This is a genomic window from Paenibacillus pectinilyticus, assembly GCF_001700435.1.
GTDB classification, from domain to species: Bacteria; Bacillota; Bacilli; order Paenibacillales; family NBRC-103111; genus Paenibacillus_E; species Paenibacillus_E pectinilyticus.
Map to the genome: position 1 here is coordinate 378,734 of NZ_LYPC01000011.1, position 25,153 is coordinate 403,886.

Annotated in this window: 26 protein-coding genes; 10 read left to right on the forward strand and 16 right to left on the reverse strand. The window is 43.4% G+C overall.

Annotated elements, in window-relative coordinates; translation table 11 throughout:
* Positions 1 to 26: 26 nt before the first annotated feature.
* Positions 27 to 380, reverse strand: a complete 354-nt coding sequence (locus tag A8709_RS05435) for a DoxX family protein (protein ID WP_065851153.1) — start codon at positions 378 to 380, stop codon at positions 27 to 29.
* A gap of 142 nt (positions 381 to 522) precedes the next feature.
* Here A8709_RS05435 and A8709_RS05440 point away from each other — a divergent pair, with 142 nt between their 5' ends.
* Positions 523 to 894, forward strand: a complete 372-nt coding sequence (locus tag A8709_RS05440; protein WP_065851154.1) for a winged helix-turn-helix transcriptional regulator — start codon at positions 523 to 525, stop codon at positions 892 to 894.
* A gap of 104 nt (positions 895 to 998) precedes the next feature.
* Here the strand turns inward: A8709_RS05440 and A8709_RS05445 are convergent, their stop codons facing one another.
* Positions 999 to 1,574: a cysteine hydrolase family protein gene (locus A8709_RS05445; RefSeq protein ID WP_065851155.1), complete on the reverse strand. Its 576-nt coding sequence runs from the start codon at positions 1,572 to 1,574 to the stop codon at positions 999 to 1,001.
* 127 nt (positions 1,575 to 1,701) lie between these two features.
* Here A8709_RS05445 and A8709_RS05450 point away from each other — a divergent pair, with 127 nt between their 5' ends.
* Together A8709_RS05450 and A8709_RS05455 are read left to right on the forward strand one after the other, a co-directional pair.
* Positions 1,702 to 2,313: a TetR/AcrR family transcriptional regulator gene (locus A8709_RS05450; protein ID WP_084224688.1), complete on the forward strand. Its 612-nt coding sequence runs from the start codon at positions 1,702 to 1,704 to the stop codon at positions 2,311 to 2,313.
* A gap of 157 nt (positions 2,314 to 2,470) precedes the next feature.
* Positions 2,471 to 2,785, forward strand: coding sequence for a hypothetical protein (locus tag A8709_RS05455; RefSeq protein ID WP_065851156.1), 315 nt, complete (start codon positions 2,471 to 2,473; stop codon positions 2,783 to 2,785).
* 65 nt (positions 2,786 to 2,850) lie between these two features.
* Here A8709_RS05455 and A8709_RS05460 read toward each other — a convergent pair whose 3' ends face one another.
* Together A8709_RS05460 and A8709_RS34420 are read right to left on the reverse strand one after the other, a co-directional pair.
* Complete coding sequence (locus tag A8709_RS05460; protein ID WP_065851157.1) at positions 2,851 to 3,276, reverse strand: NucA/NucB deoxyribonuclease domain-containing protein; 426 nt, start codon at positions 3,274 to 3,276, stop codon at positions 2,851 to 2,853.
* Complete coding sequence (locus A8709_RS34420) at positions 3,273 to 3,428, reverse strand: hypothetical protein (RefSeq protein ID WP_167357007.1); 156 nt, start codon at positions 3,426 to 3,428, stop codon at positions 3,273 to 3,275. The genes A8709_RS05460 and A8709_RS34420 overlap by 4 nt, the downstream gene beginning before the upstream one ends.
* 302 nt (positions 3,429 to 3,730) lie before the next feature.
* Between A8709_RS34420 and A8709_RS05465 the strand changes: the two genes are divergently transcribed.
* Positions 3,731 to 4,618, forward strand: coding sequence for an HD-GYP domain-containing protein (locus A8709_RS05465; protein WP_167357008.1), 888 nt, complete (start codon positions 3,731 to 3,733; stop codon positions 4,616 to 4,618).
* 132 nt (positions 4,619 to 4,750) lie between these two features.
* Positions 4,751 to 7,045 carry a 5-methyltetrahydropteroyltriglutamate--homocysteine S-methyltransferase gene (gene metE / locus A8709_RS05470; protein WP_244163100.1) on the forward strand — a complete coding sequence of 765 codons (2,295 nt, stop codon included), beginning with the start codon at positions 4,751 to 4,753 and terminating at the stop codon, positions 7,043 to 7,045.
* Between the two features lie 23 nt (positions 7,046 to 7,068).
* Here metE and A8709_RS05475 read toward each other — a convergent pair whose 3' ends face one another.
* Together A8709_RS05475 and A8709_RS05480 are read right to left on the reverse strand one after the other, a co-directional pair.
* Positions 7,069 to 8,010 carry a LysR family transcriptional regulator gene (locus A8709_RS05475; RefSeq protein WP_065851158.1) on the reverse strand — a complete coding sequence of 314 codons (942 nt, stop codon included), beginning with the start codon at positions 8,008 to 8,010 and terminating at the stop codon, positions 7,069 to 7,071.
* Positions 8,011 to 8,015: 5 nt separating this feature from the next.
* A complete protein-coding gene (locus tag A8709_RS05480; RefSeq protein WP_065851159.1) occupies positions 8,016 to 11,183 on the reverse strand; it encodes an ATP-binding cassette domain-containing protein in 3,168 nt (1,055 codons plus the stop codon).
* A gap of 194 nt (positions 11,184 to 11,377) precedes the next feature.
* Between A8709_RS05480 and A8709_RS05485 the strand changes: the two genes are divergently transcribed.
* Positions 11,378 to 11,758: a MerR family transcriptional regulator gene (locus tag A8709_RS05485; protein WP_065851160.1), complete on the forward strand. Its 381-nt coding sequence runs from the start codon at positions 11,378 to 11,380 to the stop codon at positions 11,756 to 11,758.
* A gap of 15 nt (positions 11,759 to 11,773) precedes the next feature.
* A complete protein-coding gene (locus tag A8709_RS05490; protein WP_065851161.1) occupies positions 11,774 to 12,535 on the forward strand; it encodes an SDR family oxidoreductase in 762 nt (253 codons plus the stop codon).
* A gap of 65 nt (positions 12,536 to 12,600) precedes the next feature.
* On the opposite strand, the gene A8709_RS05495 is transcribed toward A8709_RS05490, so the two are convergent.
* Both A8709_RS05495 and A8709_RS05500 read right to left on the reverse strand, forming a co-directional pair.
* A complete protein-coding gene (locus A8709_RS05495; RefSeq protein WP_065851162.1) occupies positions 12,601 to 13,062 on the reverse strand; it encodes a phage tail protein in 462 nt (153 codons plus the stop codon).
* Positions 13,063 to 13,209: 147 nt separating this feature from the next.
* Positions 13,210 to 14,640: an MDR family MFS transporter gene (locus tag A8709_RS05500; protein ID WP_244163101.1), complete on the reverse strand. Its 1,431-nt coding sequence runs from the start codon at positions 14,638 to 14,640 to the stop codon at positions 13,210 to 13,212.
* A gap of 150 nt (positions 14,641 to 14,790) precedes the next feature.
* Here A8709_RS05500 and A8709_RS05505 point away from each other — a divergent pair, with 150 nt between their 5' ends.
* On the forward strand, positions 14,791 to 15,420 hold the full coding sequence (locus A8709_RS05505) for a TetR/AcrR family transcriptional regulator (protein ID WP_065851163.1): 630 nt from the start codon (positions 14,791 to 14,793) through the stop codon (positions 15,418 to 15,420).
* 68 nt (positions 15,421 to 15,488) lie between these two features.
* Here A8709_RS05505 and A8709_RS05510 read toward each other — a convergent pair whose 3' ends face one another.
* Together A8709_RS05510 and A8709_RS05515 are read right to left on the reverse strand one after the other, a co-directional pair.
* Positions 15,489 to 16,091 (reverse strand): class I SAM-dependent methyltransferase, encoded by a 603-nt coding sequence (locus tag A8709_RS05510; RefSeq protein ID WP_065851164.1) that lies wholly within the window; start codon positions 16,089 to 16,091, stop codon positions 15,489 to 15,491.
* 54 nt (positions 16,092 to 16,145) lie between these two features.
* Positions 16,146 to 16,748, reverse strand: a complete 603-nt coding sequence (locus A8709_RS05515) for a TetR/AcrR family transcriptional regulator (RefSeq protein WP_065851165.1) — start codon at positions 16,746 to 16,748, stop codon at positions 16,146 to 16,148.
* Positions 16,749 to 16,875: 127 nt separating this feature from the next.
* Between A8709_RS05515 and A8709_RS05520 the strand changes: the two genes are divergently transcribed.
* A complete protein-coding gene (locus A8709_RS05520) occupies positions 16,876 to 17,568 on the forward strand; it encodes an SDR family NAD(P)-dependent oxidoreductase (RefSeq protein WP_065851166.1) in 693 nt (230 codons plus the stop codon).
* A 25-nt stretch (positions 17,569 to 17,593) separates the two neighbouring features.
* Positions 17,594 to 18,481 carry an SDR family NAD(P)-dependent oxidoreductase gene (locus tag A8709_RS05525; protein WP_065851167.1) on the forward strand — a complete coding sequence of 296 codons (888 nt, stop codon included), beginning with the start codon at positions 17,594 to 17,596 and terminating at the stop codon, positions 18,479 to 18,481.
* A gap of 57 nt (positions 18,482 to 18,538) precedes the next feature.
* Here the strand turns inward: A8709_RS05525 and deoB are convergent, their stop codons facing one another.
* From deoB to A8709_RS05555, 6 genes are all read right to left on the reverse strand, one after another.
* Entirely contained in the window at positions 18,539 to 19,726 is a 1,188-nt protein-coding gene (gene deoB, locus A8709_RS05530; RefSeq protein WP_065851168.1) for a phosphopentomutase, read from the reverse strand.
* 32 nt (positions 19,727 to 19,758) lie between these two features.
* The gene (locus A8709_RS05535) at positions 19,759 to 20,940 is read right to left on the reverse strand and encodes a NupC/NupG family nucleoside CNT transporter (protein WP_065851169.1); all 1,182 of its coding nucleotides are present in this window, start codon (positions 20,938 to 20,940) and stop codon (positions 19,759 to 19,761) included.
* A 125-nt stretch (positions 20,941 to 21,065) separates the two neighbouring features.
* Positions 21,066 to 21,779, reverse strand: a complete 714-nt coding sequence (gene deoD / locus A8709_RS05540; protein ID WP_065851170.1) for a purine-nucleoside phosphorylase — start codon at positions 21,777 to 21,779, stop codon at positions 21,066 to 21,068.
* A gap of 210 nt (positions 21,780 to 21,989) precedes the next feature.
* A complete protein-coding gene (locus A8709_RS05545) occupies positions 21,990 to 23,426 on the reverse strand; it encodes an AcpB/EbpR/MafR family transcriptional regulator (RefSeq protein WP_065851171.1) in 1,437 nt (478 codons plus the stop codon).
* 100 nt (positions 23,427 to 23,526) lie between these two features.
* On the reverse strand, positions 23,527 to 24,027 hold the full coding sequence (locus A8709_RS05550; protein ID WP_065851172.1) for a PIG-L family deacetylase: 501 nt from the start codon (positions 24,025 to 24,027) through the stop codon (positions 23,527 to 23,529).
* Complete coding sequence (locus A8709_RS05555; protein WP_065851173.1) at positions 24,017 to 25,120, reverse strand: glycosyltransferase; 1,104 nt, start codon at positions 25,118 to 25,120, stop codon at positions 24,017 to 24,019. Before A8709_RS05555 ends, A8709_RS05550 begins: the two co-directional genes overlap by 11 nt.
* Positions 25,121 to 25,153: the final 33 nt, after the last annotated feature.

Here is a 25,153-nt window from a genome sequence, read left to right on the forward strand (position 1 = left end):
CAGATGGGATTATTTATTTTACTTCGTCATAGACGACCTACGGCTACGAATAAAGCTAATACCAAGAAAACGATATTAACGCCAATTTCTTTATACTCTTTACGTTGGATATGAAATAAAGCTCCGAGAAGAACGACTACAGCAAGCGCGAACGCAGCTATCGGCGTCAAACCTGGTGCGATATTCGTTGCCTCAGGCAGAATTAACCCGAGAACCCCAATTAATTCCACGATACCAATTAGGAAAACCAGCCCTCTCCCGACTTCTTTTGCCCAAGGCCAGGACGTTTTGGCTTTGTCATACTGAAACGCTTTCATCCAACCCGAGAAAATAAATCCTACTCCTAGAATCCCTTGCACGATCCATAATGTTATATTCATGATCCGTTAGCTCCTCTGTTTGTGCATCTTTAACGCCTAGGTATATAATATTTTGTAGGGTACGTTTATGGAAGTAGGCACTTAAACTAAACCTAGTATACATAAATAAACCATAGGAAGATCAAGGCTCGGAGGGCATGAAATGACGACTTATTGTAAATTTGAAAAGGCGTTGGATATCCTTGTTGGGAAATGGAAGCCTGTTATCTTGCTTCGCCTTTTTGCAAATGGCACTATGCGATTTAGTGAACTCCAACGGGCGATTCCCGATATTACGAAAAAAATGCTCACCCAACAATTACGTGAATTAGAGTATCACGATATTATCCACCGCGAGGTGTATCACCAAATCCCTCCTAAAGTTGAATATTCCATTACAGCATACGGGCATCGGATGACCCCTCTCTTGCAGGCCATGAATGACTGGGGAATTGGCCATATGGCTCATTTGGAGGAGTTATATGGAGAGAACCGCGCGGAGAAACTAATTGAGGGTGAATCTTTCATAGATTAAGTAACTCTTTGATCGTATCTATTTGCTTGAATCCTAATGATTATTTTTTGTCCTTATACAGCAAAATGGCACCTGCACATACTGAACAGGTGCCATTTCTATCGTTAACTGGATAAAGAAGCAACCCACGTTTCAACAGATACTACCTCAGCCTGATGAGGAAAAACCTTCTCAGTTAAAACGCGATGGACCTCAGGATCCGCATCAATACAGGCGTCGGAAAGCACCGTTAGTGCAAAATCTTTATCCGCCGCTTCCCGCAGAGTCGATAGAACTACCCCGCTTGTGGCAATCCCGCTGAGAATGAGCGTGTCGATCTGGAGAGATCGAAGAATTACCTCTAGATCACTTCCGGCGAACGCACTCACTCGAAGCTTAGTTACAATCGGTTCTTCTGGCCGAGGTTGCAAGGATTCGTGAATGTGCATCATCGTTTCTGGAACCGCCGACGTACCTGCTCGACTAGCAATACCCCCGAACATTTTATTTCTCGAACTAATCTCGGGATAACCCGCGCGAAAGGCAACTCTTACATAAATAACAGGAATCCCATAACTGCGTGCTGCTTCAATTGCCTGTTGGAACGGAAGCAGTGCCTTCTCATTGCCTACAAACCGCGACACGACACTGTTTTGCATATCCATGACTAATAGTGCGCTTTTGCTCTGCGAATTATGCATGTGTCTCATACTCCCTTTCCCTAAATTAAACGGAGAACTAATTCCGTTTATAATTATACGGAGATCATTCTCCGTTTGTCAATAAAATGCTAGTGGTGTATGATTTATGAAGAGGTGAGATCCCTAAATGTCTAAACTACCTGTTACGACCGGTGACGGCGATACCCTAGATTCCGTCGTCCCCTCCGCTTCCGGGAAAGCATTGCGTGCAGACGCCCAAAGAAACCGGGATAAGCTGCTCCAAGTTGCCCATACGGTTTTTATGACCGAAGGCATCTCCGTCTCGATGGATGAAATCGCCCGGCGTGCCGGCGTTGGTGTAGGCACCGCCTACCGGCATTTCCCAACGAAGGAAGATTTGTTCGGGGCCGTCATTGTCAGCCATAAGTCACGTCTTATCGAAGAAGCAAGTCAATTACTTCACCACGACAATCCAGGTGAAGCGTTCTTTCAATATTTTGCAGCAACGATACGCGAAGGAATTGCAAATAAGGCGATCACCGACGCCTTGGTTAGCAATCTGAATATAGAAACTGGGCGGTCGGAAATTGCGAGGGATTTCTGGAGTGGGCTCGACCATCTTCTCGTCCGCGCCCAACAACACGGCTCCGTTCGGTCAGACGCTTCTATGGAGGACATCAAACTTCTCCTTATCGGCATCTTACAGGCAACCGGGGATAGTCGGACGTTTCCAGAACGCGTCGTGTCCATCCTATGCGACGGTCTTCGCAGTGAATAACAAACATAACCGATTGGCTCCTTACGAGATCGCGAGAAACTGTTTTCTATTTCTCGCTGGCGTGACGAGAGCCTTTATAATCTGACTAATATAGGCACATGTGGGTAGGCATATTCATAAGATGGATTCTAGAACATACAATCCGGAGGGATATGCAATGAGTAGTCACCCGATTTATCCGCAGCAAACCCTATATCAAGCCGACCCTGCTTTCGTACAATCGCTAAGCCGCACGCAGCAACAGCTGTATGACGCAGGAAATAAATGCATGAACCGCCCTGTTCGCATTCAGATGCTGAACGGACAGATCCATGAGGGCACCATCTCCCATATGGATGATGGCCATCTTTATTTACGAGTCTCGAATCCAAACACACGTGGATTCTTCAATCCTTGGGTTCCAGCGCCTGTGAACAACAACGTCATCTTACCCTTAGTACTTTACAATTTGCTTGTTATTTCACTGTTATAAGCTTTTCTCCCCATCGCAAAAAGGCATCCTGCTCTCACCAGCAGAATGCCTTCTTTCATTTCTACCTACTTTACGACAACCAAAACCCTTGTGCCATCTGGATAACGATCTAACTGATTGCCAATCCAAGACCCTGCTCCACGATTGTCTGAAGGGGTTATATAAGCGATGTCCGCTCCCTTGCCACCTTCCGCGCACATGGCCATGGGGAACTCGTCTCTGTCCTTATTGGGCTTTGTAGGAACACCCTTCAATGACTCCTTACGATTCCCCTCAGCACCTTTACGGTCAATGGTACAAACAGAAGTTTTACCATGCTCCTCTGCTGTCTTAATGTGTGCCGCGGTCTCTGGAAAACGATCCGTCGGGACAACTAGCGTATATACGGTTTCATCTTGATTGCCCATTACTGCAATGAATTGATCTTTGAACATATATACGATTGTGACAAGTAATAACATCAGGACAATCACTGCTAGCTTCTTATTCATTCTATATCCACTTCCAGCTCAAACCGCCCCACTTCTGGCATGACAATTTGAACATTAATGGTGGTTCCATCCTCTAACTCCAGTATCCATTCTTCTTTGAACTCAGACATCGAGGCGGCTACGATTTTTTTGTTAAGTATCTTCTCAAACAAGTTAATGTCTCCTTTTATATAAAATACAATCATTGCTATTCATATTTTTACATAATTCGACATTTATTTGTCGATATTTAGCAATATTTCAGTTTTTAAGTACTATTTTCATTGCTATCTTGTTCCTTTTATACTATTATACAGGAAAGAATGCCCATCAATGGGACGATTAAGGTAATACTTCTTCTAAATTCCTCCTTTTAACTGAGGTGCACAACATGATCAATCCTAATAATAAGGTTCAGATAAATAATTGGCTAGTCCGGAGAACGACTGCCTTTACAATACTTTTCTTCATCCTTTTGTTTGTAGTCATACTAATTGAAAAGTTTTACCCTACGGAAAATTTGGCAAGTATGTATCTGATCCCATTAATCGTGGCAGGGTTTGCATTCTGGAAGCACCTACCTATACAAATCATTGTAGCTGGTGTTCTAACGTGGATCTGCAAGCATTACGCCCCTTACGGAAATCTACTAAGTATCCATGTGGTTATTGCGCAGTGGTTAACCTACACGTTAGCCATTCTGTCCGTCTCTACTTCCATACGCTTTTATATTAAGGAGAAAGAGAATACGCTGAATCTGACTTTTGCCTTAGCCAAATCGTTGGACTCCAGAGATACGCACACCGCATTTCATTCCGAGAATGTGGCCAGGTACGCTTTTTTAATAGCCAAAGAAATGAAGTTACCCAACCGCGTATGCGATCATATTTACTTAGGTGGCCTTCTCCACGATATCGGGAAAATAGGCGTGTCAGAGACTACCTTATCGAAGCCAACCTCTCTAACCGAGGACGAATACAATGCGATTAAACAACACGTGACCATCGGTTATAATATGGTGAAACATATCCCCTCGTTCGAGAAAAACGGAATTTTGGATATGATTTTATATCATCATGAGCGTTACGATGGAAAAGGGTACCCTGAAGGGTTAGCAGGTGAGAGTATTCCCCGTTTGGCTCGCATATTGTCAGTTGCTGATTGTTTTGATGCGATGACTTCGACACGTGTCTATCGAAACAACATGGATCTGGCATTTGCCATTGATCAGCTGCGCAAAAATCGCGGGACACAATTTGACCCCGAAATTACTGACATTTTCCTAAGGGTACTTGAGAAAGAAGGACCCGATCTTATTTTCCAAATCGAAGATATAAAGAAACGGCCTGTTTTAGCCTTATAAGCTAGACAGGCCTTTTCTATGCCTTCTTTGCCCTCCAGCATTATCATGTTGCCCCATATAAAAAAACTATACCTCGACATAGTATTTATGTATTTTCCGATAGCAATCCCTTCGCTCTATAATGAGATCAAAATGAAGCGTAGGGAGCTGTTAGCATTGCAAACATCCATTATTGGCTATCCGAGAGTCGGGACATTACGGGAGCTTAAGTTCGCATCCGAGAACTATTTTAAAGGTGAGATTTCCATTGATGAACTGAACCAAACAGGTGCAAACCTGCGAGCAGCGCATTGGAAAATCCAACAAGAGAACGGCATCGATTTTATTCCATCGAATGATTTCTCCTTCTATGACGGTTTACTCGATACCGCTTGCTTATTAAATATCGTTCCAGAGCGCTATCAAGCGCTTGGCCTCAGCCCATTAGCTACCTATTTTGCAATGGCTCGCGGTTATCAAGGCGAGCAAGGCGACGTTAAAGCGTTAGCGATGAAAAAATGGTTTAACACGAACTATCACTATATGGTTCCTGAAATTAATGATGCTACAACTATTCAATTAGCAGGCACGAAGATGTTCGATGAGTACTTAGAGGCGAAACAGCAAAATGTAGTAACAAAACCTGTTCTAACGGGTCCCTTTACGTTACTTAAGCTTGCCAAGTACACAGGTGTCAAACAAGCCAATGACTTCGTACGTGCAACTGCAGAAGCTTATGTCGCCATCCTAGGACAATTGAACGAGCTTGGCGTAGCTTGGGTTCAACTTGACGAGCCTGGATTAGTAACGGATTTATCGCAAGAAGATATTGCACTGTTCTCGAAATTATATGCGCAAATTCTATCCGCAAAAGGGAATGTCAAAGTTCTTGTTCAAACCTATTTCGGCGACATCCGCGACTGCTATCAAACGCTTCAAGAACTGCCATTTGACGGAATCGGCATTGATTTCATTGAAGGTAAAGAATCGCTAGCACTTGTGAAGCAATATGGATTCTCAGACGATAAAGTGCTGTTTGCTGGTCTTGTAAACGGTAAAAACATATGGAAAAATCAGTACAAACGCACGCTTGGACTCCTTCAAGAATTACGTGCACAAGTTAAACAGATCGTGCTTAGCTCCTCCTGCTCCCTTCTTCATGTGCCTTATACCCTAGCACATGAAACGAAATTGCCGGTTGCGTCCAAACGCTACTTGGCATTCGCAGAGGAAAAACTGCAAGAATTTGCACAACTCAAATCAATTGCAGATCAAGCTGATCCGTATTCAACGGACCTCTATTTGAAAAATGAGGAGCTGTTCAACAGCGTTCGTTTTACAAATAACGAGGCTGTTCAAGCGAAGGCAGCGGCCCTGACCGAGGCTGACTTTACAAGATTGCCGGCTTTCGGTGAACGCGAAGCGATTCAACATGCCAAGTTCAATTTGCCGCAGCTACCGACGACAACCATTGGATCTTTCCCGCAAACAGCCGATGTTCGTGCGAATCGCTTTGCTTTTAAGAAAGGCGACATCACCGAGGAGCAATACAAACAATTTAACTTCGAGAAAATTGCCGCTTGCGTCGCGCTTCAAGAAGAAATTGGCCTTGATGTACTTGTTCATGGGGAATATGAACGTAATGACATGGTTGAATACTTCGGCGAGAGCTTGGATGGATTTATGTTCACAGAAAAAGCATGGGTGCAATCCTATGGAACAAGATGCGTGAAGCCGCCGATTGTATGGGGAGACATTTCCCGTTCCAAACCAATGACGGTTGAATATTCCGCTTATGCCAAAAGCTTGACTAGCAAGCCAGTTAAAGGGATGCTGACAGGCCCGGTAACGATTCTGAACTGGTCCTTCCCTCGTGAAGATATCAGCCTAAGAGATAGCGCATTCCAGATTGCTCTAGCTATTCGCGACGAAGTCTTGGATCTTGAAGCGAATCACATTGAAATTATCCAAATCGATGAGGCTGCTTTAAGAGAAAAACTGCCATTACGGAAATCCGATTGGCAGAGTGAGTATCTAAGCTGGGCAATACCTGCTTTCCGCTTAGTGCATAGCGGTGTCCAAGCCGAAACGCAAATTCATACGCATATGTGCTACAGTCAGTTCAGCGATATTATTCGCGATATTGATGCCATGGATGCTGACGTTATTACGTTCGAAGCTTCCAGATCAGACCTTGCCATTATTGATGTCATCAATGAATGCGGGTTCCAAACGGAAGTTGGTCCAGGGGTGTACGACATTCATTCCCCGCGTATTCCAAGTGTGGAAGAAATCAAACAAGGACTAACTCGCATGTTAGCCAAAATCGACACCGCTAAATTGTGGGTCAATCCGGATTGCGGACTGAAGACGCGCGGCGAAAAAGAGACGTGGGCTAGTTTGAAACAATTGGTTCAAGCTGCGAAAGAAGTAAGAGCAACGCTCTAATCGCGTATTAAAAGAGGATGAACTCAACTGAGTTCATCCTCTTGATTTATAATCGTATAGCCGAATTCTGAAATCACACTTTTCAGCTTCTTCACATAGTCGGCGGCAAGCAGGCTCAAATTGGCTTTTTTATTCGTGATGTAGCCAATTTGCATATGCTCATCGGTACGCAAGCGCACCGATTTAATCTGCTCACCATTCAAATCGGAATTCAGCACACCCGAGCTGATCGTATACCCATTCAACCCAATGAGGAGATTGAATAATGTGGCCCGATCACTCACAAGTATTTTCTTCTTATGCGTTCTGGTGCTTAAGATTTCCTCTGAAAAGTAGAAGGAATTGTACTCGCCCTGCTCAAAAGCCAGGCATGGAAATTCATCTAAGTCTTCGATGTCCAAGATCGACTTCGCAGCAAGCGGATGCTCCGCGCTAATGAAGACATGAGGTTCCGCCACAAAAAGCGGGTGGAATTGAAGGCCATTCTCTTTCAACATTTTCTGAATAACCTTCTCGTTGAAATCATTGAGATAGAGAACCCCAAGCTCACTGCGCATATTGCGCACGTCTTCAATAATCTCGTGCGTCCTCGTTTCGCGCAGCGTACACTCGTACTCGTTCGTGTTTAAGTCTTTCAATAGACTAACGAACGCTTGAACCGAAAAAGCATAGTGCTGTGTGGATATCGAACACAGTTTTTTCGACGGTTTTTTATTCATATACCGTTGCTCAAGCAGCTCTGCTTGTTCGACCACTTGCCGTGCGTAGGATAGGAACTCTGCCCCCTCATTCGACAGCACGATCCCCTTCGATGAACGCAGGAAAATATCAACGCCAATCTCCTGCTCTATTTCCTTGACTGCGCTAGACAAGCTCGGCTGCGAGATGAAAAGCTGCTTCGCAGCCTCACTGATGGACCCGCAATTCACGATCGTTAAGATATATTTCAACTGTTGTAGTGTCATGCTAATCAGCCCTTCAGGCTATGATAAACCGCCATCATATCTCGTTTATTCAACTCACGAATACGATTGAAAATCGGAATATCTGCAACTGCCTCAGTCCGTAAGTTTTCAGCAACAACATCACTTACTTTGCCAGTTAGCCATGTTTGCACGTCTACGCCATCGACGATTTCCTTACGCCCTTCATCATTAATCCCACTGACATAACAGCTCACACAAGGCACCGATAGCTTGAATACCCCATCATGAAGACCATCTTCTGAAATGACTTTCTTCCCGCCACAGAATGGGCATGGATGACTTGCTTTGATTTTATTGATTTGAGTAACAATTTTGGCGTAGCCGAACGCTTCGTAGACATAGGTTAGTTTTTTGTACTTGCCATTCGTGAAATACTTATCAATGATAACTTCTCTGGTTTCGGTGATGTCGGGGAAATCACAGATCGTAATCCTGTTTTTACGGCTGATTGCTTCGATATTACCTTTAATCTGATCCCAGAATGGCACGGCATTTTGTAAAACGACTTCATAACCGACAAAGCTAGCCAGATCCAGTTCAAGCATTTTCAGCGCAACTTGTGTTTCCCTTGGAAGTAAAGAGACTTCTTCGGTAAGCGCCATGGCGCCGCCGACAATGGATTTTAGTTTTTCTAGTTCGGGTAATCTGCCTACAGTTTGAATGATGGGATCAATCGGCTGTTGAATCAGCTCACGAATATCCGTATCACCGAATTTGAGCTTCTTATGATGGTTCAAGACAGTTCCCTTACAAACTTGGCAAGGAATCATTTCTTTGGAGGCTTTCATAGCCTCTTTAATCTCCAGATTCTTCGAAATCACCATATAGCGTCCTAGGATGAGATTAAAGCCTTCCCAAGTGCGCGAAGCCTTCCCTGCCCTATCATAGAATGACTTTTCCCAATATCCATATAGGAATGTATGCTTTTCTGCATCCGACATCTCATTATAGCTTTTACTCATATCGTGACCCAGTTCATTCTTGATCTCTTCAAAAATGAAATGCAATTTAGCATGTTGGTAATATTTCAAAACATCCATGACCTCAGGGAGGAATAAGCCATCCCAGAATGGTACGGTTTTGTCCTGAATGAGAACATCCATATCAAAGCGTTCAATGACACGACGGCCCGAACAACTCGGGCAATGATTGTCTTGATAATAGAAATCAAAGCTTCTTGTATCTTTATTGGTCGGATGGGCAGCCACAATATGGTTGATCAACCCGCCGATTTCATACAGAAAGCTATATTGACTATACAGGTGGCGTTCCAGATCAATGGCGATAACAGGCGCAATCGTTTCCGACTCGTATTCACCATAAATTACACGGGCTATTGGCGATAAGCTCTTTAAAATACCACCCTTATAGACATTCTCTGCCTGTTTAAAATAGTCCAACTGATTCTCTTGCAGATAATGAATCCCTTCCCGCTGTTTCAGCGTGGAGGAAATATGCAAGGGAGCATGGCTATCCTCCTGATGCTCTGAACGATAGTAATCCTCATGACTAACAACATCCAGATGTCGAACGGGCTCGGGCTGCCTTTTGCCAAAATCAATAATAAAGTCAGAGCTTTCCATCATATAAGCATTATGCTCGATCATCAGGATTGAGACAGATTCGTCTTGCAGAATGTCGCGAACACTATCAATGAATTGGTTCAAAATATTTTGAGATAACCCTTTGGAAGGCTCGTCAAAAATAAAAAGAGTATGCGGGTTTCTTGCATTCGTAAACAGCTCAGAAACTAAATGAACACATTGAAATTCACCGGTCGATAAGGACTGTGTTTTTCTCTCCAGTGTCAAATACCCAAGCCCAAGCTTAATCAATAAACTCAAGCGCTTATGAGCAATATCTTCATTTGGTAATTCATCAATAATATCCTCAATCGAGCGCCCAAAAATATCATCAATATCCTCACTATATTTCGTAAGCTTCTTTTTAATATCAAGAAAAGTCGCAACGGTCGAACGGCTGGAAATCGATTGGTTACGATCTTGCCCAACCACGACCAGCTTATCTTTGGGGTAACGTTTCTGGAAATCTTTGACCATGCACTCGTTGACAAGGGTAGACTTCCCACAACCTGATTCCCCTGTAAAGGTGACCAGTCTATTCATAGGGATTTGTAGCTCTTTCATTTGAATATTACGACAGTAAAGATCCTCGAACTGATAGTAGTCTGTTGGCGTTGCCTTATTTAATTCGCGATTGACGGGTTGGGGACGCGGCGATTCTTCAACAATTTTCCCGCCGTATTTACCGCTGCCTGGTCCAAAGAATAATTGATCATCCGATGTGTCCAGCACCGTGTCCGAATGGTCAATGAGCCAAATTTGATTCTTATAGCCCAACTGTTTAATTTCCGCCAAAATTTTCAACAGCGTCTGGTGATCAAGTCCCACCGAGATTTCATCAATGATAATCACCGTATTCTCACTGGTTGCCATGAATTCTGCCAAGTAAAGCCGTGTGATTTCACCGCCCGATAAGGTGCCCATGATGCGATTGATCGTTAAGTAACCCATATTCATATTGATGATATTTTGAAGAATATGCTGCTTTCCCTCACTAATTTGCAGTTCTTCTGCAAGGGAAAGAATCGTTTCTATGCTTAAGTTATTGAGATCGGAAATACTATGTGGTTGATTCCTTACTTCCATCTTATATTGCTCAACTTCTGGATTGTACCGCTTGCCTCCGCACTTCGGGCATTCGACATTTTGCGTCATACTGCGCCCTTTACAATCTGGACACCAGCCTAAGGCATTATTAAAAGAAAACACTTCTGGAGATAGATCGAATTTCTCAGCAATACACACGCGGATCTCTTTAAAAACACCTGTATGAGTGCCTATGGTTGAACGAGGATTGGATGAAATCGATGATTTCCCGAGAAAAAGGACTAGGGGCATTTCCTCCATCTTGATGGCACTAAAATTTGTTTCCATAATCTCAGGAAATAAATATTGATATTCCGCCTTCGGCAATAAAGAAACGAGCCGTTTCTTGGATTCTTCACCGATCGTTTGACAAAACGTTGTTTTACCAGATCCAGACAAACCAGCAATTCCTAACGATTTATCTGTGGGTAGTGTGGCATCTAATCGGTTAATATTGTTCGAAATTAATTGATTTATTTGCATGAGGACATCCTTTCTATTTTATATCTATCTTTATAAACCTAGTATTTCCATGTTAGCACAGTGTTAAATATATGCATTCATTTTTTTCGAATCAAAGGTAATGAAATCTATGGTTGTTCTTGTTGACTTAAACCATGGTTTAAGTTGTATGATGTTCCTGTCGACAGCGAAAGCTACAACTTGGAGGACTCCAAATGAAATATTATTCCATTAGTGAAGCTTCAGCCAAATTCCATGTGCCAGAATCAACGATTCGTTATTATGAAAAAAAAGGGCTCCTGCCGCTCATTGAGCGGAACGAAGCTGGGCGGCGGTTATTTTCAGAAGGCCAAATGGCGCTCCTCGGAACCGTTGTTTGTTTAAAGAACACGCACATGCCTATTAGCAGTATTAAGCAATATATCGATTGGATCGTAGAAGGTGAAAGCACCCTCGAGCTCCGACTTGACATGATGGAGAAGCACAAGAAAGCTGTGTTAGACGAAATTACGTTGATGACGGAATCCTTAGAAGGCATTGACGTCAAAATTACACGTTATACCAATCGTATGAAGGAAATAAACGAAGATAACTAAGAGGAGAGAACCTATATGAAACTTTCAGGAAATACCATACTCATTACAGGCGGAAGCTCTGGTATCGGATTAGCTTTTGCACAACGCTTTCTTAAGGCTGGAAATACTGTCATTGTGACTGGACGTCGTGAACATATCCTTGAACATGCGAAAGACAACTATCCTAACCTTATTACTCGTGTAAGTGATCTGGCTGTGGAATCTGAGCGTATCGCATTGTTTGATTGGGTAACAACGAACTATCCCGATGTGAATGTGTTAGTTAACAACGCAGGTATCCAACAACGATTTAATGTGCTCAAAACAGATGCGAAAGATAACTGGCGTTATTTCAATCAAGAAATCACAACGAACATTGAAGCGCCATGCCATCTCTCCATGCTGTTCGCACCCTTTTTTGCAGCAAAAGAAGAGGCAACAATCATTAACGTCACTTCGGGATTAGCTTTTACGCCGTTTGCGATTGCTCCTATTTATTCCGCGACGAAAGCAGCGCTTCATTCCTTCACAATCAGCCTGCGGCACCAGCTTTCTGAAACGTCTGTAGAGGTCATTGAAGTGGCTCCTCCGGCGGTGAGCACAGATTTAGGTGGAGCTGGACTGCATACGCATGGAGAGCCCCTAGATGCCTTTGCAGACGGTATTTTCGAAGGATTCCAAGAGGGCAAACAGGAAATCGGATATGGTACGTCTGTCGCGCGCTTACGCATGTCACGAGATGACATCGACGCGTACGCAGCAAGTATGTATCAGGCAACAAAGGGCTTCGTTGAGTAATTGGTTAAAAGGAACGTGCTTATATATAAGAAAAACTCGCCTTCAATGGCGAGTTTTCTTTCATCTTAATATTGTCCCTTAATTACAAAAAACGAACCCCGAATGGTTCCAGCCAGTTTAGACTTCTGTCTAGCAAACTTGAACTTCTCTGCTAGCTCCTTCGGTATCTCCATCCCCTCAGAAAGCTTAAAACCAACAGCCCGCTTCTTAGGGTCATCAATCGTATACATGACATTAATGCTAAGACCATCCTCGTAAAAAACGTAGGTAAATTGAATGTTTTCTACTTGGAAACGTGACGTTTCTAAAGGTTTGGCTGCAAAAGAAATACCCCGTTCTTGCAAAATAAGGTTCGCATAATCAAGGCTCTCCTGACTTTCACTAGCCGGTACAACTGTAAATTCATGTTCATATTTGTTCATAAAGTAACGGGCTTCATTGGCACGTAAACCAGCAAGCGCTTCTGCTACAGGTGAAGACTCTAAACCAACCGTAGACACATTTTTGAAATCAACGATATACGACATGTCCATCCCTCGTTCTCTCTCATGATTTTCTAAAACCAGAAAATTAATCTTCTTTATCTATCAAATATTATACCAAAAATGAGTCCATATAAACCTTCATCTTTTGATTAAGATAAATAGAAAGACACCCAAACGGGTGCCTCTGCCTTATTTTTTACCTTTCGACAACAGGAACGCCGGAATTACCGCAAGTGCGGTGAATCCGATTGACCACCAGAAAGCCGCCTGATAGGCATCAGCGATCGTATGCATGCCAGAAACTCCCGAGCCCTTGATCTGATGATCGATGACGGTTGCCAAGATCGCTGATCCAAAGGCACCCCCAATTGTCTGAAAGATTCGCGTCGAGATGCTCGCATGCGGGATCTGTTGCTTGCTTAGCCCCTGGTAGGCGGAAACCATGATCGGAATAAAGATCCCGTTTAATGCCGCCCCACGTAAGAATTGCGCGGCTCCAAGCAGCACGTAACTTGTTCCTGCTCCCGAGAAGGCGAACGGAATCGTACCGACTACCGTTACCGCCAAACTAAGAAGAACGATATTGCGCGAACCCATGCGATCCGCCAACCCTCCGATCCAGCTCCGTGTTGCCAGCATCCCAAGCCCTTGAGGAATGAGCAGAAGACCCGTATACAGCACACTCTCGCCGCGTACCTGCTGATAATATAGAGGCAGCAGCAGCATGGCCCCGTTCATTACCATCCCTGAGAGGAATAGCGTTACGTTCGATGCGAGAAAGTGTCGTGATCGGAACAGCCGAAGATCGACCAAGGGCGATTGTTTCATACGCAAAGCGTAGATAACGTAAGCTATCATCAGCATTGCCCCTCCTATGAGCGGAAGTGTTACCTTGACGCTGTTCAGTCCACCGTGGGTGCTGACCCCAGCAATGCCGTAAATAAGCGCGGCAAAAGAAGGAGATAGTAGCAAGAGACCGATGACGTCGAGACTCGGCTTGCTAGTAGCTGGTGCATCGGACGGGATATGGCGCCAACTCATCCAGATCGCGATGATCATGATCGGGATGTTCACGTAGAAGATCCAGCGCCAATCGAGATTATCTATGAGGAGTCCGCCGATGACAGGTCCGAGGATGGGACCGATCAACGCTGGTAAGCTAATAATAGAGATGAGCCTGCCGAGATTGCGGCCACCTGCTGATTGAACGAGCACATTCTGCATCGTCGGGATGAGCAGCCCCGCTCCAACCCCTTGCAGGAGTCGAAAGCCGATCAAACTGCCGGTATTCCACGCTAACGAACATAAGACGGATGAGACCAGGAACATCACGAGCGAGAATAGATACACCTTTTTCCCGCCAAAACGCTGAATCGCCCACCCCGAGATCGGAACCGCTAATCCCATCGTGAGTACGTATCCCGTCACGACCCACTGGATTGCGGATACCGTGCTGTGCAGATCGGAAGCCAGTTTGTCGATGGCGACATTGATCATGGTTGAATCTAGTTGGGACGCGACAGCTCCGAAAACAAGGATTAGGGCGACTTTCAGTACGTTTGGATCTATTTTCTCTTTGGGCGGTTTGGCGGCCTTCGCCTCCGCTTTTATCATCGCCATTTGGCTTCACCTCTCGTCGTTCATTTAGGGTACGGTACGTACCGTACCTTATATAAATAAGATATGATATTCCGACGAGAAATGCAATATAATAATGTTAGAAACGAGTTTCCTATTTCATACATAAGTAACCATTGAGAGGATAGAATTATGGCTGAATTGAGAAAAGAGCACGCCTCAGACAGTGGCACAGGGACGCGCCGCCGTGGCGACGTGCTTGAAAACGCGATTCTGCAGGCTGCTTGGGACGAGCTTGGGACAACCGGCTATAACAGTCTTACGATGGAAGCCGTGGCCTTGCGAGCCAAGACGAACAAGACAGCGGTCTACCGAAGATGGCCGAGCAAACCACAACTGATTATCGCCGCCATTATAAAATATGGAACAAAGCCTTCCCTTGAAGCTACGGATACTGGCGATCTGCGGACGGACGTGGTAACTTTTTTGCAAGGTGTTTTGAAACCGCTGCAAGCGATCGGCGCGGAGACCATCCATGGGCTCATGAGCGAATACCCTGGCAAGGAGCACCCGCTCTCGACACCACTGCCCCCAAGGGCTGACGGCGCGCTTTTCGCTGCTATGAAGACCATCATCAGCAACGCGGAGAAGCGCGGTGAGCTGCAGACGAGCCAACTGCCGGAACGGGTCATCTCTCTTCCGATCGACCTCGTGCGATTCGAGCTGCTGACTACCCATGTCCCGGTATCCGACGAAGCCATCGCGCAGATCGTTGACGAGTTATTTCTTCCGCTTGTACGAGCGGCATCTCAAGCAAAATAAAAAGAGACCCAGGTGGGTCTCTTTTTTCATTCACATCGATCACAAACGAGTTCATTTCCGCCTAAAGTTTACTTTTGAGCATCAAGAACAAACATCGAGGCATCTTGTCCCATAAATATTTTGCTTCCAGAATAAAAAGTTTTGGATTGTACATTCCTATACCCTATTTTCGTCATCATGTCAGCTAGCTCAGCTTGATTAAATCCGTTATGAACCATATCGGACACGACTTTTTCATTTTTATCGAAATCTACAATTAGTAAATGTCCTCCTACATTCAGAACATCAAATAATCGGGATAAAACGAATTCGACATCAGGAATATGGAGTAAAACCTGAGCCATGAAAATATAGTCGGCATGCAAATCCGATAGACCTTCCTTTTCAAAATCAAAGCATAATGTATCTGCATGTTGAATATGTAAATCAGCCATTTTTTGCTTGATTTGATTGATCATGTTTGGTGAAGTATCCAGAAAGAGCATCGACTTAAATTCGTTTAACAAGTTCATGCCGACAAGACCTGTTCCACACCCAAAATCAATCGCATTCTTACTTTGAGCGTCAACTACGTATTCACGAATGGCGTCTGACGATGCCTTGGCAATTTGAATTCTTTCGGGCGTGTCATACATATTGGCTATCATTTCAAATTTGTCTGTGTTTGCCATTGTTATTTCTCCTATTTGCATAAACGTGATTTTCAAAGAGAACGATCCGCGGCTTCACAGCAGTCCCCAGCCTTTTATGAGATGTCGCGTAGCCGTTGTCGCCCGTTCCACAATGTCTTCCGTCGTGAGTTTCATGTGGGAAAACATACCCTGGTAATACATATCCGAATAGCCTTGACTAATAGCTAAATGTGCTTCCAATAACTCGACAACTTGGGTCCAAGTCGCATGTGGTTTGGCTTCTTGAACTAACGAAAGCAGGAAATCGACCATTTCGCGTTTTCGTTCTTGAAATTCTGTGAATTGTGTCCCTTTCATTGCAACAAATAATTCAACACCGACAAATTGGTCAATGGCATGCATGACATAAGCACCGGCCGTCGATGCTAGACGATAAATCGGATCATTTCCAGCCGCATCCGTTGCAGCACGCATTTTCGAGGTAAGCTCAGTTAGAAACGCTATCCCAGCTGCCGCAAGCAGACTCTCTCGGTCTGGAAAATGTCGATAAGGGGCAGCTGAGGATACCCCCGCTCGCTTCGCTACCCTAGCAACAGAGAATCCGGCAAGTCCGACTTCCGAGATCAACTCCAGTGAAGTGCGGATCAGCGTTTCTCTCAGGTCTCCGTGATGGTAGCTCCTTTCAATAGTGGACATGTTATCACTTCCTTTATGTTGATTGTACACTACTACCCCGCCCAATGTAATAGACAACTTACATTGAACCTGTTAGTATGTAAGAGTGCTCTTACATTTAAGAAAACCGAATAGGAGATGTGTCACGATGACCCTTACTTTAATAACAGGTGGCAACAAAGGGCTTGGTTTTGAGGCCGCTCGACGCCTCATTGAACTAGGTCATACCGTTTATATCGGCGCCAGAGACGCAGAACGTGGCTTAAAAGCAGCCGAGGAACTTGGCGCCCGGTTTGTCCTTCTCGACGTGACGGACACGAATTCTGTCCATGCCGCGGCAACTGAAATCATGCAAAAAGAAGGCCGTATTGATGTTCTTATCAATAATGCTGGAATCACTGGTGCATTCAAAAAGCCTGAAGATATCACGGTTGACGATATCCGCCAGACTTATGAGACCAACGTCTTCGGTATTGTTCGAGTTACGCATGCTTTCCTTCCCTTGCTACACATGTCGGAATCTCCCGTTATCGTCAATGTCAGCAGTGGGCTAGGATCTTTCGGTATGGTTACGAATCCCGACACATTGGAATCGAAAGTGAATGCTCTTTCTTATACTTCATCGAAGTCAGCCGTAACCATGCTCACGGTGCAATATGCAACAGGGTTGCCTTCTATTCGGATCAACGCGGTAGATCCGGGGCCCACGAAGACTGATCTTTCCGGGCATGGACATCAGACCGTACAAGAAGGCACAGATGCCATCGTTAGAATGGCTACTATCGGTAAGGATGGACCTACGGGCACCTTCACTGACCGCAATGGCGTAGTCCCCTGGTAACGTCCAATCATAAAGGAGAATCCTTATGAAAACAGTTATTATAACAGGCGCCAATTCAGGGTTAGGCTTTGAATGCGCACGAAATATTTTGCTGACAGGAACCGAATACTTCGTTGTCATGGCCTGTCGGAATCCAGACAAAGCACAAGCGGCCAAAACCGCGCTTATGAATGAAACAGGAAACAACAACGTTGAAGTCATGGGATTGGATTTATCATCCTTGCAGTCCGTTAGAGACTTTGCAAAGAATTTCATGAATAGCTCTCTGCCGCCTCTTTATGGAATTGTATGTAACGCTGGAATAGCCGGCACTCACATCGGGCAAACGGTGGATGGATATGAGCTGATTTTTGGAACAAATCATTTGGGGCACTTTTTGCTTACAGCCTTATTAATCCCAAACGTTATGGATAATGGCCGTATTGTGATTGTGAGCAGTGATATGCACAATCCTCCCGGCGGTATTTCTTACCCTGGCGCTAATATACTTGCTGATCCTGAAAACGGCTTGAGCAATAGATACCCTTTGAGCAAGCTGTGCAATCTTTATTTTGCCTACGAGCTCTCAAGAAAGCTCGAACACATGCAAAAACCGATTACCGTAAACACGTTTAATCCCGGCTTGCTGACAGAGACAAACTTAAGCGCCGGTCATAAAGACCGGTTTACTGAAGAGTTTCTTGAACGTGTCAAAGATTTAATAGGTTCGCTACCCGTATCATCGGAAGCCCTTGCGGGTATGGTTACTGACCCTCACTTTGGCACAGTTACTGCCACATATAATGACAGAGGAACGATCAAGCCATCATCTGAACTGTCTTATCATGTTCAAAACCAAACTGATTTATGGACCACCAGCGTTATCCTTTCTGGCTTGGCAGATGAAGACACTTTTCCAGAACTAAAAAGGTAGCAACAAACAAAATCCTCAACCCATCCATAACAATATGGCGGGTTGAGGTTATCATGTTTATCTAAGCAGCTGTAAGAGACTCTGTCCAAATCGCGGCATTTCTACATCAAAGTTATCAGCAACCGTTGCCCCAATATCCGAAAATGTCTTACATACAGGCAGCTCGCCTTGCCCAGTGAAACTGTTGCTGTAGATGAGTAAAGGAACATACTCACGGGTATGATCAGTGCCCACATGAACGGGATCATTACCATGGTCTGCTGTTATGATGAGAAGATCATTTTCGCTCAGCTTGGCAAGTACTTCATTTAAACGAGCATCAAATTCTTCTAACGCTTTCCCATACCCGATCGGATCTCTACGATGTCCATAAAGTGCATCAAAGTCAACCAGATTCAAGAAACTAAGTCCTGTAAAATTAGTATCCATTGTCTCCATAAGCTTATCCATGCCATCCATGTTTGACACGGTGCGCAAAGACTTGGTGACACCTTCACCATCATAGATATCTGAGATCTTACCAATGGCTAGAACATCGAACCCAGCATCCTTGAGCTCATTCATCACGGTTCTTCCATAAGGCTTTAAGGCATAATCATGCCGGTGCGGCGTTCTCTTGAAACTCCCCAACTCCCCCAGAAATGGCCTGGCGATCACTCTGCCTACCATATATTCCTCACGCATCGAAATCTCTCTGGCGATCTCACAGATTTGATATAGTTCATCCAAAGGAACCACTTCTTCATGAGCCGCAATCTGAATCACGGAATCTGCTGACGTGTAGACGATGAGTGCACCCGTGCTCATATGCGCTTGCCCAAGTTCATCCAGAATAGCTGTACCACTAGCTGGCTTATTCCCAATAACCTTACGTCCCGTTCTTTGTTCTAATTCGTTAATGAATGCATTTGGAAATCCTTCAGGAAACACTTTGAACGGAATATCGATTTTCAAGCCCATAATCTCCCAATGCCCTATCATCGTATCCTTCCCATTCGAAGCCTCTTGCATTTTGGTGAAATACGCTAAAGGCTGCTCTACTTTGGGTACTCCGGGTATGGGGTCAATATGGCTTAATCCTAACTTAGATAAAATAGGAACATGCAGCCCATTCATTTTTTCTGCAATATGCCGTAATGTATGTGATCCTGTATCACCATACTTTGCTGCATCGGGAGCTTCACCGATGCCTACAGAGTCCATGACAATGACGAAAATCCGCTTAAACCGAGGTGTTTGTTGCATGTTAAAGCTCCTTCTATGCTACCTGTACGCAACTAAAATATGATCCCGATAACGATGGCTGATAAAACGCTTACAAGCGTAGCTCCATATAGCAATCTTAATCCAAAGCGAGCAACCACGTTCCCTTGCTTTTCATTCAAGCCTTTTACGGCACCCACGATGGTACCAATGGACCCAAAGTTAGCAAATGAGATGAGAAATACAGAAACAATGGCTGTCGTACGATCACTAAAGCTGCCCTTGATCTTAACAAAGTCAAGCATAGCCACGAATTCATTCGCCACTAATTTGGTAGCCATAACGCTGCCTGCACGGACAGCTTCAGACCATGGCACACCCATTACAAAGGCGATCGGTGCAAAGACATAACCTAATGCTTGTTGGAACGAGATACCGAATATACCAGCGAAGACGCCGTTAATTAAAGCAATTAACCCGACGAAACCAATCAACATAACCCCAACGACGACGGCTACCTTAAAGCCATCCATGATATACTCGCCCAGCATTTCGAAAAATGTCTGTTTTTCTTGTTCCTGAACTTCAACAATATCCTCTTCAGGTTTAACCTCATAGGGGTTGATGATCGATGCAATAATAAAGCCGCCAAATAGGTTTAGCAGTAATGCAGCCACAATATATCTAGGCTCCAGCATCGTCATATAGGAACCTACGATCGACATGGATACCGTCGACATAGCTGATGCACATAGCGTGTACAGACGCTGTTTAGACAATAATCCGAGTTGGTTTTTCACCGAAATAAATACTTCATTCTGTCCAACAATAGCAGCGGCAACCGCATTATAGGATTCCAATTTCCCCATACCATTTACTTTACTTAGGACCAGACCAATATACTTGATAATAAACGGTAGTATTTTATAATGTTGCAGAATCCCGATGATTGCTGACATAAATACGATAGGCATTAGCACAAAGAGGAAGAAGGTATGTGCCCCTTCATTGGCCAAGCCACCAAAAATGAAGTTAATACCTTCATTGGCATATCCCAGTAATTTCGAAAAGCTATTAGCAAATCCCTTAATTAAGAACTCTCCTATACTCGTCTTGAGTAGAAGCAATCCTAAAACAATCTGAACCACAATCATGACAAGGATTGGCCGGTATTTAATCTTTTTCTTATCGTTACTTGCAAGCCATGCCAGTAGTAGAACAATAATCAGACCCGCAACAGAGATGAAATAATGCATCTTGACCCCTCCAAATTTTTGTTTATTGCGCCAACAGGTTTCCACGTATTAATCCAATATTTCGGATAGATTAACTCGGTTATATTCCAATGAACAGCCCGCCGCGATCTCAATAGGTGTTAAATTTATATGGTGTCATCAATGACAGTATCGAGAGCGATTTCTACCATTTCATAAAAGGACTGTTCACTTTCCTGATGAGTTAAGTGCTCTTGCCTTAATAATTGACTACCCACCGTCAACATAGACAGTGCTTTTACACCATATTTAGCCGCTAACGTATAGAGCGATGTGCTTTCCATTTCTACCGCTAATACCCCAAAGTCCATAAATTTGTGGAGTCGATCCAACGTTTCACGGTAAAATTCATCCGAGTTATAAATATTGCCAACAAAGACGTTGGCTTGTTTACTTTGTGCTAGTTGATATGCTTTCATCAGCAAGGCGAAATCCGCCGTAGGTGCATAGTTGCAACCATGAAAAATCTTCTCTGTCAGATTGCTGTCTGAAGACACCGCTTGGGCCAATACAATGTCGCGGATATTTACTTCTTTTTGCATCGCACCACATGTACCAATACGAATTAACTTCTTCACTTCATAATCGACGATCAGTTCCGTTGCGTAGATGCTCATCGATGGATTGCCCATCCCTGTCCCCTGTACCGACACCGGCACACCTTTGTATAATCCCGTGTATCCATACATACCTCTTACCTCGTTATAACAATACGCTTCATCTAAAAAGTTCTCCGCTACAAATTTTGCCCGCAAAGGATCTCCTGGAAGCAAAACACGATCTGCTATTTCTCCTTTTTTTGCGCCTAAATGCCTGCTCATATGGTTTCCTCCAATAAACTAAACTCAGATTTTTCGAAATCGCTTCCATTTACTGACTTAGAAAATAGATGCTTTCGCATTTTCCAAACGACTTTCCTTAAGGAAGGAAGATCAGCTTTCATCGTTTGGAACCTACATTGAGCATAAGGTTTTCTATCATCACAAACTAGACCAAAATCTTACGCAGGATGCGGAAAATATTTGATCAAATTATAGAAGCAATTCTTTACGAATATTGTCCAGATCTCTTTTGGATGGAATCGTAGAAATAGTAACAACAGGCACTGTCTTTAATGCAATCGGGATATTACTAATGACGAAATCGATTTGATGCTGCTGCACCATTTCGTCGGTTAGTCCTTTCATAATGGACGTATTAATGATTAACTGATCCCCGATTTCCTTTTTAATCAAATCCGCTATGTAGTGGCGAATCGAGAATTCTTCCCCGATCACTAAGAAGGCCTTTTTCCTTTTATAACGTAAGCTTGAACGAACAATTAGGGTTAATTTTGTTAAATGATAATCATTATACAGGATAGCAGGGTAAGCTTCATTCCACGTTCTCATGCATTCTTGCAATTCTTGATAGATCTGCTGGCACTCCTTTTGCACATATGTCGATAAATTGCTTTTTGAAATCATCATCCATTCCGGAATTGCATTATCCATCAAAAGCTTGTCTATGAAGTTATAGATCTCCAATATAAATCGTTCTTCCATATCCATATTCGGATATACCTTTGCCAATAAGGTAAAAAGCAGATTACCCATTGGATACGCTTCTTTATCCTTGTATAATTCCACTTCTTTCAGCGGTGTCATTTCCGATCCTTCGTAATAGTGATATTGGCTGAGACTCACGCGTGATTGTATAAAGAATAGTTCACTTTTGGGGAATTCGATAGACAGTTGATCTTCTAGACTCTTCGCAAGCGTTGTTACCGGCAAATAAAACATCTCTTGTTCCCAGGGATAACTACTCTCGTCGACTTGTACGCATTTCCCTTTCGTAACCCGATCTACGACAATCGCCAGCAAAAAGGATAATTTCCGTTTGGAATTGATAAAATAAACTATATTTTTTTCATTTTCTATATGTGTGATTAACTGATTCATATCATCAAAGTTCATATTCGCAAAAGGCCATCCTGTAAATTCATAGGCATCACCATATAACTTCCAATAAAAATACCGTATATTCATTTCATTCCCTTTGATTTTAGGGGTGGAATACGTAATGTGTATTTTATACGGTTTCAGATCATGATTATTCAAATGTACAATCAGCTTCTTCAACGATGAGGTGCTCATAAACATTTCTCCAGCAAGCTCCTCCACTGAGAACCGTCCGTCGGTGGTAAACAATAAATGCATCAGCCGATAAAAGGTGGTCTGACTGAATATAGAAGACATCACTTCACTAATCGTCTTCCCTCGTCCATCACGTCGAAGAAATATGCCCTTTCCTCTAGACACCTCAATCGTGATATCAAGTGGCAACTGCTTACTGATCTCTTCAACCATCTTACGTATTGTTTTATCTGAGATTCCTAGGCTGTTCTCAACTTCGGCTAAGGTAAACCATCTTTGTTCCGTATCAAGCAGTGTTAAGAGTTCGCTTGCTAATGTATATCCCTTATCCATGTTCCCACCCTGTTTCTTATTAATTACAACCCTCTAAAGAAAAGTCGATTCCCCCAGAAGGAAGAATCGGCTTTATGATCTGTTTGTCCTATTTAACGCATTACCTTACTCGCTTAATGATTTCATAACAAATATATCGTTCTAAATCTTCAATATCCTGACTTTCATAGCATTCTAACAGCAATTCTTTCTTAGTTAATATTTTTTTATCTAATTTTTTTTTCGATGTTTCGAATACGTAGATATTTCGATCAACCAACTCATGCACAATTTTGGATATCGCGATGTGTTGTGTGTGTCCATATTCCCCTTTTAAATTATGAGTGACCACTTTGGCTATCGGTTTCCGTGCAAGCACCTCGGCTATATCCGCCTTCAAACGAAGCTGATCAAAATCGCCATCCCATTTATCTTCATACTCCCACATTTCAAATTCCGCTTGAACCTTCTTCATTACTTTCTGAAATTCTTTGCGTCTGAGCTTGTTGTTTCCGTTTGTCACACAAATGACCAGCCATCCTTTTTCCTGTATGAGCTGGGCCCCGCCAAATATCATTTCATCATCGGGATGAGCAACAATCATTATTTTATCATAACTCATGATTTTTCATCTCAATGACCCTTGATCTATATATGTTAAGTATTCTCTTGGTTACGACAGAAATATCCATTGATTGCTTCATAGTTCGCCTCAACTCTTTTCGCCAATGCGCATGTTGTTCTTTATGCTGCACGCCATCTAGGATAGCTTTGGTAATATGGCTCTGATCCATCGGCAGATAACATTTATGATCACAGAAATAATAGTTCAAGGCCTCATTGAAATTATCAAGAGTTACTAAGCCAAACGTTCCTTCGGTACCGATCGCGATTACCGGGCATTCGCAAGAAATGGCTTCCAACGCAACTCTGCCAGTTCCGACAACATAATCGCTTATCGCGTATAACTCAGACATATCCTCTCGGTTGCCCATATACCGGATTCGCTTTGATTCTATTTTATCGGTAATACGCTTCTTAATTTTCATAGCATGCATACCGCCACCAGCGATAAGAAGATGTAGATTAGGGAGTGCATTTAGTAATTTTTCTTCACTAGCATCTAACAACAGATTGCAAATCTTATACTTGGTATCCTCTAACCTGCTGGCGTACAGAATGACTTTGGCTTTCTCGGGAATGTTTAATTTACTTCTTAGATTGGACTTGTGGGGCCTGAACTTTTCCATATCAATCCCATTTGGAATGAATACGGTAGAGATGCCATGCTGTTGCAAATGATTCTGAACGGGTACACTAACACTAATAAAAGTAGGTTCAATAGCGCATTGCTTGAATAAGTCCATTGATTCCGCGAGGTTATAATACATACCATGAAAGGTATAAATCAAAGGTATCTTTAATTCCTGAGATAATTGCACAGCAATCCTGGCACTGCTCTGCAAATGAGCGTGGATCACATTAATTTTGTTGATTCGAATCCAATTCTCCAGTTTCTGTTTATTGGTTATATCTCTATGGATTTTGCAATTAAGCTTTTTAAATTGATTTTCGAGCGGCCCAGGATCCCCTGTTACAAACACTGAAATACCTTGTTCTATCAATTCTTTCGCAAGTGATAGAACATGCGTCTCCGTTCCTCCAATATCAAAAGCATCCAGCACCAATAGCACTCTTACGTCTTGACCTTCCAAATCTTCATCTCCTTCATTCCTCAGGTAACTATC